General features: G+C 26.2%; 12 protein-coding genes. 2 read left to right on the top strand and 10 right to left on the bottom strand.

Features of this window, described 5'->3' with window-relative positions; genetic code table 11:
• Positions 1–261: 261 nt before the first annotated feature.
• Together glyQ and glyS are read left to right on the top strand one after the other, a co-directional pair.
• Complete coding sequence (glyQ, locus tag U0T58_00620) at positions 262–1131, top strand: glycine--tRNA ligase subunit alpha (protein XBC42409.1); 870 nt, start codon at positions 262–264, stop codon at positions 1129–1131.
• Between the two features lie 43 nt (positions 1132–1174).
• Positions 1175–3247 carry a glycine--tRNA ligase subunit beta gene (gene glyS, locus U0T58_00615; protein XBC42408.1) on the top strand — a complete coding sequence of 691 codons (2073 nt, stop codon included), beginning with the start codon at positions 1175–1177 and terminating at the stop codon, positions 3245–3247.
• Between the two features lie 2 nt (positions 3248–3249).
• Here the strand turns inward: glyS and secF are convergent, their stop codons facing one another.
• The 10 genes from secF to U0T58_00565 all read right to left on the bottom strand — a co-directional run bounded on the left by secF (position 3250) and on the right by U0T58_00565 (position 14802).
• Complete coding sequence (secF, locus tag U0T58_00610) at positions 3250–4182, bottom strand: protein translocase subunit SecF (protein XBC42407.1); 933 nt, start codon at positions 4180–4182, stop codon at positions 3250–3252.
• Between the two features lie 10 nt (positions 4183–4192).
• Positions 4193–6046: a protein translocase subunit SecD gene (secD, locus tag U0T58_00605; protein ID XBC42406.1), complete on the bottom strand. Its 1854-nt coding sequence runs from the start codon at positions 6044–6046 to the stop codon at positions 4193–4195.
• Between the two features lie 37 nt (positions 6047–6083).
• Positions 6084–6416 (bottom strand): preprotein translocase subunit YajC, encoded by a 333-nt coding sequence (gene yajC, locus U0T58_00600; protein ID XBC42405.1) that lies wholly within the window; start codon positions 6414–6416, stop codon positions 6084–6086.
• A gap of 350 nt (positions 6417–6766) precedes the next feature.
• Positions 6767–9172 carry a phenylalanine--tRNA ligase subunit beta gene (pheT, locus tag U0T58_00595; GenBank protein XBC42404.1) on the bottom strand — a complete coding sequence of 802 codons (2406 nt, stop codon included), beginning with the start codon at positions 9170–9172 and terminating at the stop codon, positions 6767–6769.
• Between the two features lie 16 nt (positions 9173–9188).
• Positions 9189–10172, bottom strand: a complete 984-nt coding sequence (gene pheS / locus U0T58_00590; GenBank protein ID XBC42403.1) for a phenylalanine--tRNA ligase subunit alpha — start codon at positions 10170–10172, stop codon at positions 9189–9191.
• Positions 10173–10413: 241 nt separating this feature from the next.
• Positions 10414–10770: a 50S ribosomal protein L20 gene (gene rplT / locus U0T58_00585; protein ID XBC42402.1), complete on the bottom strand. Its 357-nt coding sequence runs from the start codon at positions 10768–10770 to the stop codon at positions 10414–10416.
• Between the two features lie 39 nt (positions 10771–10809).
• Complete coding sequence (gene rpmI, locus U0T58_00580; protein XBC42401.1) at positions 10810–11007, bottom strand: 50S ribosomal protein L35; 198 nt, start codon at positions 11005–11007, stop codon at positions 10810–10812.
• 88 nt (positions 11008–11095) lie between these two features.
• Complete coding sequence (gene infC, locus U0T58_00575) at positions 11096–11635, bottom strand: translation initiation factor IF-3 (protein ID XBC42537.1); 540 nt, start codon at positions 11633–11635, stop codon at positions 11096–11098.
• A gap of 3 nt (positions 11636–11638) precedes the next feature.
• The gene (gene thrS / locus U0T58_00570; protein ID XBC42400.1) at positions 11639–13567 is read right to left on the bottom strand and encodes a threonine--tRNA ligase; all 1929 of its coding nucleotides are present in this window, start codon (positions 13565–13567) and stop codon (positions 11639–11641) included.
• A gap of 188 nt (positions 13568–13755) precedes the next feature.
• Complete coding sequence (locus U0T58_00565) at positions 13756–14802, bottom strand: 3-deoxy-7-phosphoheptulonate synthase (protein XBC42399.1); 1047 nt, start codon at positions 14800–14802, stop codon at positions 13756–13758.

Genomic DNA, 14802 nt, shown 5'->3' with positions numbered 1-14802 from the left:
ACAAACTTGTTACTATGTTATCTAAAAATAAAATTAATAAAATTATTTAAAACTTAAAATTTTGATTCAGAAAATAATTGTTTTATTATAATCTCACTATTTTATTAATAATTTACTTAAAATTAACTTTTATACAATAAGTGTCATTTATAAACCATAAAACTTTTATAGTTTACTATCATCACAAAAAATTGTTCTATTAAAATTTTAAACAATCCGTCATAAAATTATTTTCCTTTAAATAACACGATTAGGTAAAAAATGAATCATTTAGCAACATTCACTCAAATAATTTTAGAATTAAAAAACTATTGGTACAATCAAAATTGTATAGTTATTCAACCATTAGACATTCCTATCGGAGCTGGAACTTTTCATCATCAAACGTTTTTTGGAGCAATAGGCCCTGAACCAACTTCCATTGCATATGTTCAAGCATCAAGAAGACCATCTGATGGAAGATACGGAAAAAATCCTAACAGATTACAACACTATTATCAATTTCAAGTAGTTATTAAACCTTCTCCAGAAAATATTCAAAGCTTATATTTAAAATCATTACAAGCTTTAAATATAGACTTAAAAGCTAACGATATACGCTTTATAGAAGACAACTGGGAAAATACAACATTAGGAGCATGCGGGCAAGGTTGGGAAGTATGGATCAACGGTATGGAAATCACACAATTTACTTATTTTCAACAAATGGGAGGAATTAACTGTGATCCAATCTCTACTGAAATAACATACGGCTTAGAACGAATAGCACTTCATATACAAAAAAAAAATAATGTATATGATATTGTGTGGAGTAATGATAACAAAAATGTTACTTATGGAGATTTATTTCTAAAAAATGAACTAGAACATTCTATTTATAATTTTGAATATTCTAATGTTGATGTTTGTTTTAATTTATTCCAAACACATATAAGAGAAGCAAAAAAAATAATAACATTAAACATTCCCTTACTACTACCAGCATACGAACATGTATTATACGGAATACATTACTTTAACTTGTTAGATGCAAAAAGAACGTTGTCTATTACCGAACGTCAACAACATATTTTATATATTCGTACTATTATAAAGAGAATCGCTCAAAAATATTATAATCTAAAAAAATAAACTTTCTTTCCATATAAAAATTTAAACAAGGCTATAACTACATATGAATAAAACATTTTTGATAGAAATTGGAACTGAAGAACTACCTGCGAAGTCACTACGAACTATAGCTGAGTCTTGGAAAAATAACGTAATAGCCGAATTAGTCAAACATCGTGTAAAATATGATGAAATATTATGGTTTGCTACACCAAGACGAATAGCTATAAAAATAGAGAAAGTACACATAACAATAAAAAAACATAAAAAAAGATACAAAGGACCTTCTATTCCAAAAGCATTTGATCATTTAGGAAATTTAACTCAAGCTACCCAATGCTGGATGAAAAAACTAAAAATTGAAATAAATCAAACATTTCGTATACAAGAGAAAACAAGAGAATGGTTATGTTACGAACACTTCATTGAAAGTCAGACCATTGAACAAATACTAGCAGAAACATCTATTTCTTCTATTAAAAACATTTCTATTCCTAATTCTATGAAATGGAATACAAACAATGCGCAATTTTCTAGACCAATTCGAAATATAATAATGTTATTAGACAAAAATTTAATACAAAAAAAAATATTAGGATTACAGACTAATAGATTACTTTTTGGACATATATTTATGAAAAAAAATATAATTAACATTCCTCATGCAAATACATATCCAAAAATATTATTGCAACATGGAAAAGTTATTGCTGATTACACTGTTCGAAAAAATAAAATTATAAAAGAATCTCAAAAAATCGTTGATTCTATTGGAGGATACCTAAACATAAAAGATTCATTATTAGAAGAAATAACTTCATTAGTAGAATGGCCTGTTATGCTTTTATCAAATTTTGACGAAAAATTTCTTAACCTACCACATGAAATATTAATATATATTATAGAAAACCAACAAAAACATTTTGCTGTATACGATTTAAACAGTAAAAAACTTACAAACAATTTTATTGTCATCTCCAACATTGAATCAACATGTCCCAAAAATATTATCGTTGGAAACAAAAAAATATTAAATTCTAGATTTTTTGATGCCCAATTTTTTTTCAAAAAAGATCGAAAGATATCATTAAATGAATATCAACCATTATTAAAAAAAGTTATTTTTCAGAACTCTTTAGGATCCCTTTATGAAAAAGTAAATAGAATGAAAAAATTAATTTCTTGGATAACACAATTTACTAAGGCTAATCTAAATGACTGTCTCCGAGCGACACATTTATGTAAATGTGATTTAATAACTGATATGGTATTTGAATTTCCTGAAATGCAAGGAACAATAGGCATGTACTATGCTTTATATGATGGAGAACCAAAAAACGTAGCAAAAGCTATAAAAAAACACTATTCTCCCAAATTTTCTAAAGATATTATTCCATCAAATTCTATCGCTTATTCTTTATCATTAGTAGACAAAGTAGATACGTTAGTAGGATTATTTATCATTAAAAAAAATTCTACTTCTGGAGATAAAGATCCATTTTCTTTAAGAAGATTAGCTATTGGAATAATTCGAATTATTTTAACAAAAAAAATATCAATTGATTTATTAAAACTACTAAAAAAATCACTAAATACGTATAACTTTATAAACGAACGTAATAATATAATACAAACATTAAAAAAGTTCATTTTGGAAAAACTTTATTTCATATATGTGAAACAAAAATATAACTCTTCTATAATAAAATCTGTACTAGCATGCGATATTACAAACTTAATTGATTTAGATCTCCGTATACAAACTATTACTAACATGTACAATTCCAACATTTTTAAATCACTAATTATACTTTATAAACGTATATCCAATATACTAACATCATCTAAAGAAATATTATACGATAGAATAAATGATGCATTTCTAACAGAAATAGAAGAGCAAAATACAGTTTCATTACTAAAATATATAGAGAAAAAAATACAAAATTTTTATTTAAAAAGAGACTATAAATCTATACTATTCGAACTATATAATTTAAATGAACCAGTTTACAATTTTTTTAAAAAAATTAAAATAAAAGATAAAAATATATCTATTAAAATTAATAGATTAACTATATTAAAAAATATACAAAATTTATTTCTAAAAATTACTGATTTTTCGTATTTATGTTAAATTTAAGTATTACGATTTTGTTTTCCATTTATCATTTCGAAAAATTGAAGTGAAAATGATGAAGAAATATAAATAGAAGACAATGTTCCAACAAATATACCAATCATCATAGTCAAAGAAAAATTTTTAATAATTTCATTTCCAAAATAATACAATATTGCTGCTACTGAAAATGTAGTAGCTGAAGTCATTAATGTTCTACTATATACTTGAGTTAAAGAAAAATTTAAAATATCAACAAATAATAAATCTTTAAATTTAACAGTATTTTCACGAATACGATCTGATACTACAATACTATCATTTAAAGAATATCCTACAATAGATAATAAAGAAACTATAATAATAGGACTAACTTCTATCCTAAAAACAGAAATACAACCCAAGGTCAACAATAAATCATGAAACAATGAAAGTATAATTCCAATAGACAAATTCCATGAAAATCTAAAAATAATATAAATAGAAATAAACAACAAAGCTAAAAATAAGGAACAAAAAAACATGTTTAACAAATCATTATCTGCACTAGGACCGACATATTCAATAGAAGTGATTTCAGATTTAAACATCAAGCACTTATGAAAAGCTAAAATAACTTTATGAGAAAAATCTAAAATAGATAAAGTAAATAAATCAGGAACACGCACAATAACGTCATTAATTCCTCCAAAATAATTTACTTGAACGTTCCTTATTCCCATACCTTTAAAAGCATTAATTATTTTGTCAACTTCTATCATCATATTGCAATGTACTTTAACTAGAAAACCACCAGTAAAATCAATATTCCAATTGAATCCTAACATCGAAATACTAATTATTGAAAGTAATACACATATCATTGATATACAAAAAGAAACATTATTAAAACTCATAAAGTCGTAAATCGTTTTTTTTTCATTCAATACATTTATATTATATACATAAGACACAAATTCATCCCTATACAGAAAAATTATTAATTTTATTTTTAGGATAAAACGTTTGAATTATAGTACGAGTAATAAATAAAGAACTAAAAAGCGAAGTAAAAATCCCTACTATAGTAGTTATAGCAAAATTTCTTATGATATCCGTACCAAAAATATACAAAACTATAGATATAATTAACATAGCTACATTCGCATCAAGTATACTAAAATACGCTTGAAGATAACCTTTACGAACTGCCTCACGTATACATAAATGATTATTTATTTCCTCTCTTATACGTTCATTAATTAATACGTTAGCATCAATAGAACACGCTAATGTTAGTAATATACTAGCTATTCCTGGCATAGTTAATACTATTCCTGGTAGTATAGACATTATTGCAATGATCAACAATAAATTAGCAATCAACGCAATAGAAATAATCACTCCAGACTTTTTATAACGTAATATCATTATTAATATACACAAAACAATACTTACTATACAACTTAATATCCCACTTTTTACGTTTTCTTTTCCAATAGAAGGGCCAATAATGTTTTCTTCTACAATCATTACAGGAGCTATAAAAGATCCTGTTTTGAGCAAAATAGACAATTTTTTTGCTTCAGAGATATCGTGTATTCCGACAATAGAAAATGAATTATCTAAAATTGAATTAATTCTAGCTATATTAATAATACTTTCTTTCTTTTTTAACAATATATTTTTACTATCAAATGTCATTTTATCCTTGACATATTCTACGAATAATATAGCTATATATTCTCCTATATTTTGTCTAGTAAAATTAGACATAATATTACCACCAAAACGATCTAATTTAACATTAACTTCAACTCGATTAAAATCATTCATTACATAATTAGAATCTATGATATGTTCTCCTGTAATAAACGCATTGTTATACAATAATATTGAATTAAACCTATTAATCCGATATAATTTAAAACCACGTGGGACATTATTATTTTTAATAGAACCAACATCTTGTCGAGTATCAACTAAATGAAATTCTATTGTTGCATTAGTACTAAGAATCTCTTTTACTTGAGCACTATCTTTAAACCCAGGCAATTCTACAATAATACAATTAGAATTTTGTTGCTGAATCACAGGTTCTGCAATACCTAATTGGTATATACGATTCTTTAATATATATATGTTCTTTTCAATGGCTAATTGAATTATAGATTTTTTATATTCATTACTATAATTGACACGCAATACGTTTTTGGAATCGCGAAAAAAAATTAAATGAGAACGCGGTAAAACAGTTTCATGTTGTATTTTGTCTAATATAAAAATATTTTTAGAATCAAGTTGTATACCATAATTTTTTATTTTTTTAATATTTATATCTACATAATTATTTTTAGACATATACTGCTCAAAATACTTCACTATATTAGATTGATACTTGTTTAATATATAGCTAGTATCTACTTTTAACAAAAAATGAGTTCCACCTTGCAAATCTAACCCTAAACGCATAGGTTTAGCACCAAAGATCTTAAATAATTTAGGATAATCTGTATTAAGAGAGAGAGAAATTGTATTCTTTTTATCTAATAATATTTTTTTTAATTCTTCAAATGTTTTTAATTGCTTATCTATCCGGTCAAAATATAAAAATATACTTCTTTTTTTAATCCGTAAAGCAACATAATTAATCTTTTTATCTTTTAAAATATTAAACAAATTTAACTCATATTTTTTAAACATGTTATCGTCATCTTCTTTATAATGTATCTCTATCGACAAAGTATTATTACATAAACTAGGATACGCATAAATTAATCCTAACAATAATATAATTACCATTGTAAATAATTTAAATAACATAAGACGAGTGAACATATATTAAAAATTCCTTTTATACATAATTTTAACAACACTAAATATTTTTCAGAGTATTCTTCGGTAAAATTAGTGAAATATAATCGTTCTTTATCAATACTTCAATATTGTTGTTCAACTCCAATAAAACATATCCTATTTTAGTAATTCTCTTTACTTTGCCTACAAAACCACTAGTAGTCAGTACTTCATCACCTTTAGATAAAGATCTAATTAACGCCTTATGTTCATTAGCTCTTTTCTTTTGAGGACGAAAGATCACAAAATAAAAAGCTGACAAAAAAAATAAGACCATAAATAATAACGAATATATACTATTTTGCTGAATACTACTACTCGCAGCAAATACTTCAGATATTAAAAAGTTCACGAGATCTTACTCCATATTACGATTCTAGTAATAAAAACATCTTTAAACTAAACATAACACATCAATTCTAATAAAATACGTACATATTTATAAAAAATAACTATTAATTATACGTAAAATTTGAATAAAACTATTATAACTATAAAAAATACAATTGACCTGAAATCATAAAAACTAAACCTAAACTAAAATGTTAATTTATATAAAAATTTTATAAAATAGTTACATAAATATCTAAAATTATTTACATCAATTTTAAAAATATTTTATTCAATACATTAAAATTTTAATAATAAATCTATTAATATTTAAAAGCTATTAATATTTTTAAACTATTAAAAACTTCTAACTTAATGTACAAACTTATGTCTTAATACTGCATCAAACTTTAATTCCAACATTTTAATACATTTTTTTAGAATTTCTGAAATTTCTGGTTCTGTCAAAGTCCTCTCTCTATTTTCAAAGGTAAAACGTAATGCTAAACTCTTTTTTCCAATACCTATCGTATTTCCACGAAAGATATCAAACAAATGTACTGCAATAACTTTTCCAAAAGAAAATTTTTTACATTCAATAATAATATCTCCTGCAGAAATAGCTTCTTTTACAATTATAGAAATATCTCTTGTACTCCTAGGATATACAGAAATATCTCGAACTTTTGAATAAGTAAACGAAGAAGCTATATCGCTCCATATCAACTCAAAAATAACCGTTTTATATTTCAAATTTAATATTTTTTCTAAACTAGGGTTTATAGTGCCTATAGTACCAACCATTTTATTTTTGTAACAAATAGAAACACTTTGACCTAAATGCAATCCTGATGCATTAATTTTTTTAAATGTTACTAAATGTAATTTTCCCAATAAATCCATAATAGATTCTACATCACCTTTTAAATCATAGAAATCAACTTCTCTATCTAATACATCCCAATGAAGTTCATTATTATATCCACTTAGTATTCCAGATAAACATAGAACCTGTTTTATCCCTAAATTTTCTGTTGAATTCTGTACAAAACATAATCCACTTTCAAATAAACGCAAACGGTTCTCTTGTCTATTTTGATTATAAATAACACTCGACAATAAACCCATCCATAAAGATACCCTCATAGATGACATTTCCTTAGAAATAGGATTAGATAAACGCAAAGGCACAACATTAGGAAATAACAACTTTTGAAAATCAGGATCAACAAATCCATAAGTAATTACTTCATGATATCCTCTATCAACCAAAAAAAGCTTAGCCCTGTTTAGTGAAGTATATACTCTATCATCATGTAATACGTTAGAACGCATTGGCATAGGAACAGAAACAACATTATTATATCCTATAATACGTAATAATTCGCTAATAATATCTTCTTCAATACTAATATCAAATCTCCAACTAGGAGATATGATTGACCAATACTGATCATTTTCCATTATTTCGAAACCTAGTTTTTTCAAATTAAACACTACTAATTTATCACTAATCACATATCCAACAATATTATACAATTTTTTTCGATACAATTTAATAATTTTTTTATCAAACATTCCTTTATTTCTAACTTTTGTTACAATATCACTTACCTCACCATGACATAACTTTAAAATTAAATAAGTAGCATATTCCATAACTTCATATTGAATACTGAAATCGATTCCTCTGTCATAACGTTCTGTAAAAATATTTTTGCATCCATATTTAAAAGATCTATTAAAAATATCAAAATTATTATAAGATCCACACCCTAAAAACAAATCTTTTGAATTCTCATTTATTTGAGAAACATAAGAATTAACATGTCCACCTAATGCCAATATCTTTTTTTTATCCGAAACAACTATTACATCATCATCAATAAAAACACTTTCATTATTATGATCTACAAAACTTTCACCTTTACAAGATCGTCTTATAAAAATCCTACTAGAAATACTATTTAAATCAATAATATACAACGGTTGTCCTAATTCTATTAATATATAATTAATGATATTAACAACAATGTTAGAAGACTCTATAGAAGAACGTCTAAGTCTTTCTAACATCCAAAAAGGAGTGTTTTTTTTTGCATTAATATTGCTTATAATTCTTCCAAAAAAACGAAAACATATATCTGGAATATTAATCGATATCTCCAATTTTTTTGAACTGTCTATTAAATTTGAATATCTTTTTAAACATGGTAAAACCATATTATTCCATGCTGCAAGATCTCGCGCTATACCTAATATGCTCAATGCATCTGATCGATTAGGAGTACTACTAATTTTAATAATATTATCATCTAAAGACAAATATTTACTTACATCAGAACCTGCAGTAGCATACATTGGTAGTGTAATAATGTCCTTATCAAAATTCATTATTCCAATGTCTTCACAAAAACAAATAATTCCATTATATTCTATTCCTTTCCATTTTATAAAATTAATAAATTCATAATTAAACAATTTAGAATTTTTAGTCGCTACAACTACTTTCATACCTAGAATAAAATTTACATTTCTTGATATAACATTAATATATTCATTATTACCAACGTGAACCTTTACTAATAGTAGTTTAATAAAACTATCATGTTCAGAACATTCAATTATTTCTCCTACAATTAAATCAGTACATATACTGGAAACGTTAGTAATCTTTTCTACTTCTATTCCTAATTTCGTAATTTGATCACATAATGAATATATACTGATATCAGGAAGATTCACCCATTCTCGTAACCATTTTTCACTAAATTCCATTACTTACATACTCACCTTATTTAAATTGTTTAAGAAATTTTAAATCATTTTCAAAAAAAATACGAATATCTGTAATACCATAACGAAGCATAGCAATTCTCTCTACTCCTAAACCAAAAGCAAAACCAGAATACATTTCTGAATCAATATTAACATTTTTTAACACATTAGGATGAACCATACCGCAACCTAATATTTCCAACCATTTATTATTATCTCCTAAAATATCTACCTCAGTTGATAAAAACGTAAAAGGAAAATAGGAAGGTCGAAATCGAATATTAACATGTTTATAAAAAAAATAATTTAAAAATGATTCAATGATCCATTTCAGATTAGAAAAATTTACATTTTTATTAATGACCAATCCCTCAACTTGATGAAACATAGGAGTATGAGTATTATCATAATCTTTTCTATATACTTTTCCTGGTACAACAATTTTTATTGGTAGTGCCATTTCTTTCATAGATCTAATTTGCATATTAGAAGTTTGAGTCCGCAATAAACGATTAGAATCGAACCAAAAAGTATCATGATCAGTTCTAGTTGGATGATTTTTTGAGATATTTAATGCATCAAAATTATGATAATCATCATCTATTTCTTGCCCTCTGACAATTTTAAATCCTAATTTTAAAAAAAAATTTTCTATATCTCCGATCATATGATGTATTGGATGTAAAGAACCAATATTATTACGACGTCCATCTAACGATACATCAATAAAATCTGTCTGTGACAACATATTGTTAGACAAAATTTCCAATTTCTTTTTATGTTTATCAAATTCTATTTTCAAATCATCTTTAAACTTATTAAGAATAATACCAATTTTCTTTTTCTTTTCTAAAGATACATTGCGTAATTTAAACATTTCAAAAGCAATATAACCCTTTTTTCCTAAATATCTTAACTTCAAAACACTTAATTCCTGTAATGTTTCTACTTTTTCTATTTCTGATCTCACTAATTCTATCGAAGTTAAAAAATTAAACACAATTCTTCCTTACTCTATTATAAATAACAATTAAATTCTATAAACCCTAAAACAGCAAAACGTTTACTATGCTAAAAAGCCTCCAAATTGGAAGCTTTTTTAAATTACCTAATAATTTTAGATAGTGTGAATCATAAATTTATACTATAATACTCTTATTACTCTACAAAAACCTATTTTCTTTATTAAATACTCTTTAAAATTAGGAGAGATCCGATCATTTCCTCCTAAACACTTGTTTTCATTGCAAAAAACTTTTAGAAGTTTGCACTAATGAATCAAAAGCATAACTATCAAAAATTGCAATTTCAGACAAAATTTTTCGATCAATATTTATCGATGCTTGTTTTAGACCATATATAAATTGACTATAAGATATCTGATTTTTGCGTACTGCAGCATTAATACGAATAATCCATAATTTTCTAAATTGACGTTTTTTTTGACGACGATCACGATAAGCATATTGTCCTGCTTTAATCACAGCTTGACAAGCTGATCTATATGTTCTTGACCGTGCACCATAATAACCTTTAGCATTCTTTAGAACCTTTTTATGACGAGCGCGAGCAACCACTCCGCGTTTCACACGAGCCATATTATGCTCTCCTTTTCTTAATACGAATTTAAATTTAATTTACAAATAAGGTAAAAATAAGCGTACCTTACTGCTATCTCCCTTAGATACAATAACTTTTGAGCGTAAATGTCGTTTACGATTAGTAGATTTTTTTGTCAAAATGTGTCTCAAGTTAGCTTGTTTTCGTTTAAATTTACCAGATGCAGTTCTTTTGAAACGTTTTGCTGCACTACGTAAAGTTTTAATTCTAGGCATTGTCATATTCCAACTTAAAATTAGCATAGAAATTCAATAGAAAAATAAATAATGACTATTTTCCTAATTATAATACGTTATAAAATTTTTATCTTTTCTTAGGTGCCAAAACCATAATCATTTGACGACCTTCAATTTTAGATGGAAATATTTCTATTAAAGCTAACTCTATTAGATCATCTTTAATACGACTGAGTACTTTTACACCTAGTTTTTGATGCACCATTTCACGTCCACGAAAGCGCAAAGTAATTTTTATTTTATGTCCTTCCTTTAAGAAACGAACTATATTGCGTAGCTTAACTTGATAATCACTTTCATCAGTCCCAGGTCGAAATTTTATCTCTTTTACATTAATTATTTTTTGTTTTTTTCTTTGTTCTTTGAAAGCTTTACTTTTTTTATACAAAAATTTTCCATAATTCATAATGCGACATACTGGAGGTTCAGCATTAGGACTAATTTCAACTAAATCCATTGCCACTTCCTTAGCTTTTGTCAAAGCATCTCTTAAAGTAACAATACCAATTTGTTCTCCATCAAAACCAGTAAGACGAACTTGAAAAGCACGAATTTCATGATTTATACGATTTGGTTTTGTTATTTGTATTCTTTTTCCGCCTTTAATACTTTATTCCTCCGATAAATATAAATTTCTATTAATAATTTCTCTTTTTAATTTTTCAATAAAATACTGTACATTTGCCATTGAAACACTTTTTCCAGATCGCGTTCTAACAGTAATTGTATTACTAACTATTTCTTTATCACCACAAATAACAACATAAGGAATTTTCTGTAAAACGTACGTTCTAATCTTTAATCCTATCTTTTCATTTCTCACATCCAATTTAACTCGTATACCCAAACGTAACCAATTGTTAAATAATGTTTCAACATATTTAACATGATGTTCATTAATACTAATTAAAACAACCTGAATAGGAGCTAACCATACTGGAAAATTTCCAGAATATTCCTCAGTTAAAATTCCTATAAAACGTTCAATAGAACCCAATATCGCTCTATGAATTACCACTGGTACTTTTTTTGAATTTTTATTATCAATATAAAATGATCCTAAATTTTTAGGCAAATAAAAATCTAATTGTATAGTTGCACATTGCCAAATTCGTCCTAAACAATCTAACAATGATAATTCAATTTTTGGTCCATAAAAAGCACCTTCTCCTGCTTGATATTCAAATGATATGTTATTTTCCGTTAATGAAATTGCTAGATCACTTTCAGCTTGATCCCACATTATATCACTTCCGATCCTATTTTTTGGACGAGTCGATAACTTTACAAAAACTTTTTCAAAACCAAAAACTTCATATATATCATAAATCATTTTTATACAACTACTGATTTCACTACGAATTTGATCCTTTCTACAAAAAATATGCGCATCATCTTGTGTAAAATTTCTAATTCTCATTAATCCATGTAAAGAACCTGACGGTTCATTTCTATGACAACTGCCAAATTCTGAAATACGAATAGGAAGATCTCGATAAGAACGTAAAGTATCATTAAAAATATAAACGTGACCGGGGCAATTCATAGGTTTAATTCCATATACACTATTTTCCGATCGTGTCATAAACATAAAATTCTGATAATTGTCTAAATGTCCGCTATCTTTCCAAACCTTTTTGTTCATAATCAACGGTGTTTTAACTTCTTGATATCGATACTCTTTCAATTTCTCACGTATAAGTTTTTTTAATTCTCGAAAAATAATTAAACCGTTATGATGCCAAAAAATCATACCCGGAGATTCTTCTTGAATATGATATAAATCCAAAATTTTAGAAATTTTTCTATGATCTCTTCGTTCAGATTGATTTATATATTCTAAATGTTGTTTTAATTTATAGGATGTAGGCCATATTGTTCCATAAATTCTTTGCAAAACTTTATTTTCTTTTTTCCCATTCCAATATACACCAGAAAATTTTTGCAATTTAAAATAACGACAAAAAGATATATTTGGAAGTGGAATTCCAATTTGAAAATCAATATATTCTTGATGAATACATAAAGAAACATTCTTATCGATATTAAAATCATTTTTCAAAATTAATAATTTATATATTGCAGAATGATCTGAAAAAATAGTATACGCTTTCTTCCATGTAACTGTTTCAATATAAATATTATACTTTCTTTTAAAAATATTTAACATATTAGCTTCTAATAAACACAAATCTGCATCTTTAAACACAAAATCTACGTCTATATCACAATAAAAACCATTTTCTGTGATAGAATTGTTGGCTATCTTTGAATTTGGCCACAACTCTTTTGCAGCATATCCAACAATACAAGCACAAGTATTACGAATAATGTTTAAAAAAATTATATCGTTATCATAAATGATCCTAATATTAGCGTCATAATCTAAGATAGCATGTTTACTTATACTAATTCCATTAACATATCCAAAACAGCAATGTTTTACTAAACTAGGTGAAATGTTTTTCACAATATCCAATATTGAAATAGCATTTTTATATATGAATTTACGTCCATCGAACAACGTAATAACAGGCATCTCACATCCTTAACTTCAAAAACTTTATTTATTTCATTTATTACAAAATAAAACATAACACATTAAAATTAAAGAACATAAACAACGAATATATTCATATAAAATATAAATTTTAAAAATTAATTAATCAAAAAATATAATTATATATAAAAGATACCAGTTAAAAGTTTAAGACTGGTATCACATGATTAAAATCGACTATTTACAGCATCCGCTAATTTTTTAATAAGATATATACTATCATTCCATCCCAAACAAGGATCCGTTATTGATTTCCCATAAGTTAACGGCTTACTATCAACTACTTTCTGAGAACCTTCTTCTATAAAACTTTCAATCATAACACCAAATATAGCTGTAGAACCATCTCTTATTTGCTTAGCTATAGATTCCCCAACATCGCATTGACGCCGGTGTTGTTTTAAACAATTTCCATGACTAAAATCAATCATTAAATATTCTAAAAGATTAAATTCTTGTAAATATCTCACAGTTAAATCTATATCTTTAGCATGATAATTTGGAGACTGTCCTCCACGCATAATGACGTGTCCAAATGGATTTCCACTAGTATGATTAATAGTCATTTTCCCATGTTTATCAGGTGCTAAAAATAAATGTTTAACACTAGCAGCACGAATAGCATCTATTGCAATACGTATATTTCCATCAGTTCCATTCTTAAACCCTACTGGACAAGACAATGCAGATGCCATTTCACGATGGATTTGACTTTCAGTAGTTCGTGCTCCTATCGCGCCCCAACTAATTAAATCTGCTATAAATTGTCCAATTACTATATCCAAAAATTCAGTTGCAGCTGGTAATCCCAACGCATTAATATCCAAAAGTAATTTTCTCGCAATAGATAAACCATGATTAACACGAAAACTACCGTTTAAATCTGGATCTGAAATTAGTCCTTTCCATCCTACTACAGTACGCGGTTTTTCGAAATAAGTACGCATTACAATTTCGAGACGAGAAGAATATCGTTTACGCAATTCATTTAATCTTCTTGCATACTCTACTGCAGCTAAAGGATCATGAACCGAACAAGGTCCTATTACTACTAATAAACGTGAATCCATTCCTGTCATGATATTAGCTATATTTTTTCTAGCTGTAATGACAGTATCCATAATAGAAGAAGTAATAGGATAACGTTTTGCTAATTCAAATGGAGTAATTAATGGATCAATTCGTATTGTTCTTAACTCATCTGTTTTTTTCAT

Origin of the sequence: Buchnera aphidicola (Meitanaphis elongallis) (genome assembly GCA_039830015.1) — a bacterium.
GTDB lineage: Bacteria > Pseudomonadota > Gammaproteobacteria > Enterobacterales > Enterobacteriaceae > Buchnera_B > Buchnera_B aphidicola_AU.
Note: the sequence above shows the minus strand (reverse complement) of the source record. Positions and strands in the feature narration are given on the sequence as shown.

Coding starts and splice junctions, on each gene's coding strand:
- glyQ (XBC42409.1), top strand. CDS start 262: ATGAATCATTTAGCAACATTCACTCAAATAATTTTAGAATTAAAAAAC.
- glyS (XBC42408.1), top strand. CDS start 1,175: ATGAATAAAACATTTTTGATAGAAATTGGAACTGAAGAACTACCTGCG.
- secD (XBC42406.1), bottom strand. CDS start 6,046: ATGTTCACTCGTCTTATGTTATTTAAATTATTTACAATGGTAATTATA.
- pheT (XBC42404.1), bottom strand. CDS start 9,172: ATGGAATTTAGTGAAAAATGGTTACGAGAATGGGTGAATCTTCCTGAT.
- rplT (XBC42402.1), bottom strand. CDS start 10,770: ATGGCTCGTGTGAAACGCGGAGTGGTTGCTCGCGCTCGTCATAAAAAG.
- rpmI (XBC42401.1), bottom strand. CDS start 11,007: ATGCCTAGAATTAAAACTTTACGTAGTGCAGCAAAACGTTTCAAAAGA.
- thrS (XBC42400.1), bottom strand. CDS start 13,567: ATGCCTGTTATTACGTTGTTCGATGGACGTAAATTCATATATAAAAAT.
- U0T58_00565 (XBC42399.1), bottom strand. CDS start 14,802: ATGAAAAAAACAGATGAGTTAAGAACAATACGAATTGATCCATTAATT.